Here is a 4,437-nt window from a genome sequence, read left to right on the forward strand (position 1 = left end):
CTGCCGATCGAGGCTTCGGAGGACGCCGAGGCGATCGCCGAGGGCGCGCTGCTCGGCGCGTACGCCTTCACCGCCTACCAGGACGGCAACGTCAAGGACGCCAAGGACGCCAAGGGCGGAAAGAACGGCAAGAAGCAGCCGCTCGCCGAGATCGCCCTGCTGGGCGCCAAGCCGCGCGACAAGGCGTTCAAGGCCGCGGCCGACCGCGCGATCGCGCTGACCGAGGAGATCAACCGCGCCCGCGACCTGGTCAACACCCCGCCGAACGACCTCTTCCCCGAGTCGTTCGCCGCCGTCGCCACCGCCGCCGGCAAGGAGCACGGCATCAAGGTGCAGGTGCTCGACGAGAAGGCCCTCGTCAAGGGCGGCTTCGGCGGCATCCTCGGCGTCGGCCAGGGCGCGGCCAACGGCCCGCGTCTGGTCCGCCTCGCCTACACGCACCCCAAGGCGGAGAAGACCCTGGCCCTGGTCGGCAAGGGCATCACCTACGACTCGGGCGGCATCTCTCTCAAGCCGGCCGGTCACAACGAGACGATGAAGTGCGACATGGCCGGCGCCGCCGCGGTGTTCGCCGCCGTCGTCACGGCCGCCCGCCTCGGCCTGCAGGTCAATGTCACCGGCTGGCTGGCGCTCGCCGAGAACATGCCGTCCGGCACCGCCACCCGCCCCGGCGACGTCCTGCGCATGTACAGCGGCAAGACGGTGGAGGTGCTCAACACCGACGCCGAGGGCCGTCTCGTGCTGGCCGACGCGATCGCCAAGGCGTCCGAGGAGAGCCCCGACGCGATCGTGGACGTGGCGACCCTGACCGGCGCGATGGTGCTGGCCCTGGGCCACCGCCGATTCGGCGTCATGTCGAACGACGACGCCTTCCGTACGTCGGTCCACGAGATCGCCGAGGAGGTCGGCGAGGACTCCTGGCCGATGCCGCTCCCGGCCGACCTGCGCAAGGGCATGGACTCCCCGACCGCCGACATCGCGAACATGGGCGAGCGGATGGGCGGCGGCCTGGTCGCCGGTCTGTTCCTGAAGGAGTTCGTCGGCGAGGGCATCACCTGGGCCCACCTGGACATCGCGGGCCCGGCCTTCCACGAGGGCGCCCCGTTCGGCTACACCCCCAAGGGCGGCACCGGCTCCGCGGTGCGCACCCTGGTGAAGCTCGCCGAGCGCACCGCCGCGGGCGACCTGGGCTGATGTGAGACAGGGGGCGCGGCGTCAGCCGCTCCGGTGGGAGCCGGTGCTCGCACCGGGGTACGGCCCCGGGAATACTCCCGGGGCCGTACGCCTTCAACGAAATCCGTAGGTTCATACGGACGAGTAACCGCAAGGACGGCAGAACCGCCGTCTCGGACCCCGGCCCCGCGTCCCGCCTTCCGTCAACAAGTGCGAAGATGGGTTCTCGGCAGGACAGGGCCCCCACCAGAGGGCCGACGATAAGCGGCCGAACACCAGCCGCCGCGTGGGTCTGGACGACCGGCGCCCGGCGCACATGCATGGAGGACGTGACGTGGCGAACGACGCCAGCACCGTTTTCGACCTAGTGATCCTCGGCGGTGGTAGCGGCGGTTACGCCGCGGCACTGCGCGGAGCGCAGCTGGGCCTGGACGTCGCCCTGATCGAGAAGGACAAGGTCGGCGGCACCTGCCTGCACCGTGGCTGCATTCCCACGAAGGCCCTGCTGCACGCCGGCGAGATCGCCGACCAGGCCCGCGAGAGCGAGCAGTTCGGTGTCAAGGCCAGCTTCGAGGGCATCGACGTCCCGGCTGTCCACAAGTACAAGGACGAGGTGATCTCCGGGCTGTACAAGGGCCTGCAGGGTCTGATCGCCTCCCGCAAGGTCACGTACATCGAGGGTGAGGGCCGGCTGTCCTCCCCGACCTCCGTCGACGTCAACGGCCGACGCGTCCAGGGCCGCCACGTCCTCCTCGCCACCGGCTCCGTGCCGAAGTCGCTGCCGGGTCTGACCATCGACGGCAACCGCATCATCTCCTCCGACCACGCGCTGGTCCTGGACCGGGTGCCGAATTCCGCGATCGTGCTGGGCGGCGGCGTCATCGGCGTCGAGTTCGCCTCCGCATGGAAGTCCTTCGGCACCGACGTGACGATCGTCGAGGCCCTGAAGCACCTCGTCCCGGTCGAGGACGAGAACAGCTCGAAGCTTCTCGAGCGCGCCTTCCGCAAGCGCGGCATCAAGTTCAACCTCGGCACCTTCTTCGAGAAGGCCGAGTACACGCAGGACGGTGTCCGGGTCACCCTCGCCGACGGCAAGACCTTCGAGGCCGAGGTGCTGCTGGTCGCCGTCGGCCGCGGCCCGGTCTCGCAGGGCCTGGGCTACGAGGAGGCCGGGGTCGCCATGGACCGCGGCTACGTCCTCGTCGACGAGTACATGCAGACCAACGTGCCGACCATCTCGGCCGTCGGTGACCTCGTCCCGACCCTCCAGCTCGCGCACGTCGGCTTCGCCGAGGGCATCCTGGTGGCGGAGCGGCTGGCCGGTCTGAAGACCGTCCCGATCGACTACGACGGCGTGCCGAAGGTGACGTACTGCCACCCCGAGGTCGCCTCCGTGGGCCTCTCCGAGGCCAAGGCCAAGGAGATCTACGGCGCGGACAAGGTCGTCGCTCTGAAGTACAACCTCGCGGGCAACGGCAAGAGCAAGATCCTGAAGACCGCCGGCGAGATCAAGCTCGTCCAGGTCAAGGACGGTGCCGTGGTCGGCGTCCACATGGTCGGTGACCGTATGGGCGAGCAGGTCGGTGAGGCTCAGCTGATCTACAACTGGGAGGCTCTGCCGGCCGAGGTCGCGCAGCTCATCCACGCGCACCCGACGCAGAACGAGGCGCTCGGCGAGGCCCACCTGGCCCTGGCCGGCAAGCCGCTCCACTCCCACGACTGAGTTCTGGGGGTCTGGGGGGCCGCCCCCAGAGAGCGCAGTAACGGGCGCGACGACCACTACCGCACATTCGTAAGGAGCAACCGAAACCATGCCGGTTTCCGTAACCCTTCCGGCGCTCGGAGAGAGCGTCACCGAGGGCACCGTCACCCGCTGGCTGAAGGCCGAGGGCGAGCGCGTCGAGGCCGACGAGCCGCTGCTCGAGGTCTCCACGGACAAGGTCGACACCGAGATCCCCGCGCCCACCTCCGGTGTGCTGCTGGAGATCGTGGTCGGCGAGGACGAGACCGCCGAGGTCGGCGCGAAGCTCGCCGTGATCGGTGCCCCGGGTGCCGCTCCGGCTGCTCCGGCCGCCCCCGCCGCGCCGGCCCCGGCTGCCGCTCCGGCTCCGGCGCCCGCCCCGGTGGCCCCGGCCGCCCCGGCTCCGGCGCCCGCTCCGGTGCAGGCCGCTCCCGCCGCTGCCGCTCCGGCTCCGGTGGCCCCGGCTGCTCCGGCTCCGGCCGCGCCCGTTGCCCCGGCCGCGCCGGCCGCTCCGGTCGCTCCGGTCGCTCCGGTCGCGGACGAGGGTGCGTACGTCACTCCGCTGGTCCGTAAGCTCGCCGCCGAGAGCGGTGTGGACCTGTCCACGGTCAAGGGCACCGGCGTCGGTGGCCGTATCCGCAAGCAGGACGTCATCGCCGCCGCCGAGGCCGCGAAGGCCGCGGCCGCACCGGCTCCGGCCGCGGCTGCCCCCGCCGCGAAGAAGGCCCCGGCGCTCGAGGTCTCCCCGCTGCGTGGCCAGACGGTCAAGATGACCCGCATGCGCAAGGTCATCGGCGACAACATGATGAAGGCGCTGCACGGCCAGGCCCAGCTGTCCTCGGTCGTCGAGGTCGACATCACCAAGCTGATGAAGCTGCGCGGCCAGGCCAAGGACTCGTTCGCCGCCCGTGAGGGCGTCAAGCTGTCCCCGATGCCGTTCTTCGTCAAGGCGGCGGCCCAGGCGCTGAAGGCCCACCCGGTCATCAACGCCCGGATCAACGAGGACGAGGGCACCATCACCTACTTCGACTCGGAGAACATCGGCATCGCCGTGGACTCCGAGAAGGGCCTGATGACCCCGGTCATCAAGGGTGCGGGCGACCTGAACATCGCCGGTATCGCCAAGGCCACCGCCGACCTGGCGAACAAGGTGCGCGGCAACAAGATCACTCCGGACGAGCTGGCCGGTGCGACCTTCACCATCAGCAACACCGGCTCGCGCGGTGCGCTGTTCGACACGATCATCGTGCCGCCGAACCAGGTCGCGATCCTGGGCATCGGTGCCACGGTCAAGCGTCCGGCCGTCATCGAGACCCCCGAGGGCACGGTCATCGGCATCCGCGACATGACGTACCTGACGCTCTCCTACGACCACCGTCTGGTGGACGGCGCCGACGCCGCCCGCTACCTGACCGCGGTCAAGGCGATCCTGGAGGCCGGCGAGTTCGAGGTCGAGCTCGGCCTCTGAGCTACTCGGCTGTAACCAGCCTCACCAGCGGCGCCCCTGCCGGGGAGTACATCCC

General features: G+C 70.4%; 3 protein-coding genes. All 3 read left to right on the forward strand.

Translation table 11 applies throughout. The features are described from left to right. Positions 1 to 1,194, forward strand: a 1,194-nt coding sequence (locus tag ACWGI8_RS40285) for a leucyl aminopeptidase (protein ID WP_453668412.1), incomplete at its 5' end; no start/stop codon positions are given. Positions 1,195 to 1,507: 313 nt separating this feature from the next. Next, positions 1,508 to 2,896 carry a dihydrolipoyl dehydrogenase gene (gene lpdA, locus ACWGI8_RS40290; protein ID WP_453668413.1) on the forward strand — a complete coding sequence of 463 codons (1,389 nt, stop codon included), beginning with the start codon at positions 1,508 to 1,510 and terminating at the stop codon, positions 2,894 to 2,896. Positions 2,897 to 2,984: 88 nt separating this feature from the next. Next, complete coding sequence (gene sucB / locus ACWGI8_RS40295) at positions 2,985 to 4,382, forward strand: 2-oxoglutarate dehydrogenase, E2 component, dihydrolipoamide succinyltransferase (protein ID WP_453668414.1); 1,398 nt, start codon at positions 2,985 to 2,987, stop codon at positions 4,380 to 4,382. Positions 4,383 to 4,437: the final 55 nt, after the last annotated feature.

The organism is Streptomyces sp. NPDC054841 (assembly GCF_053611045.1).

What these genes read in the sequence shown, in the direction of transcription:
- sucB (WP_453668414.1), top strand. Translation starts at nt 2,985, where the DNA reads ATGCCGGTTTCCGTAACCCTTCCGGCGCTCGGAGAGAGCGTCACCGAG.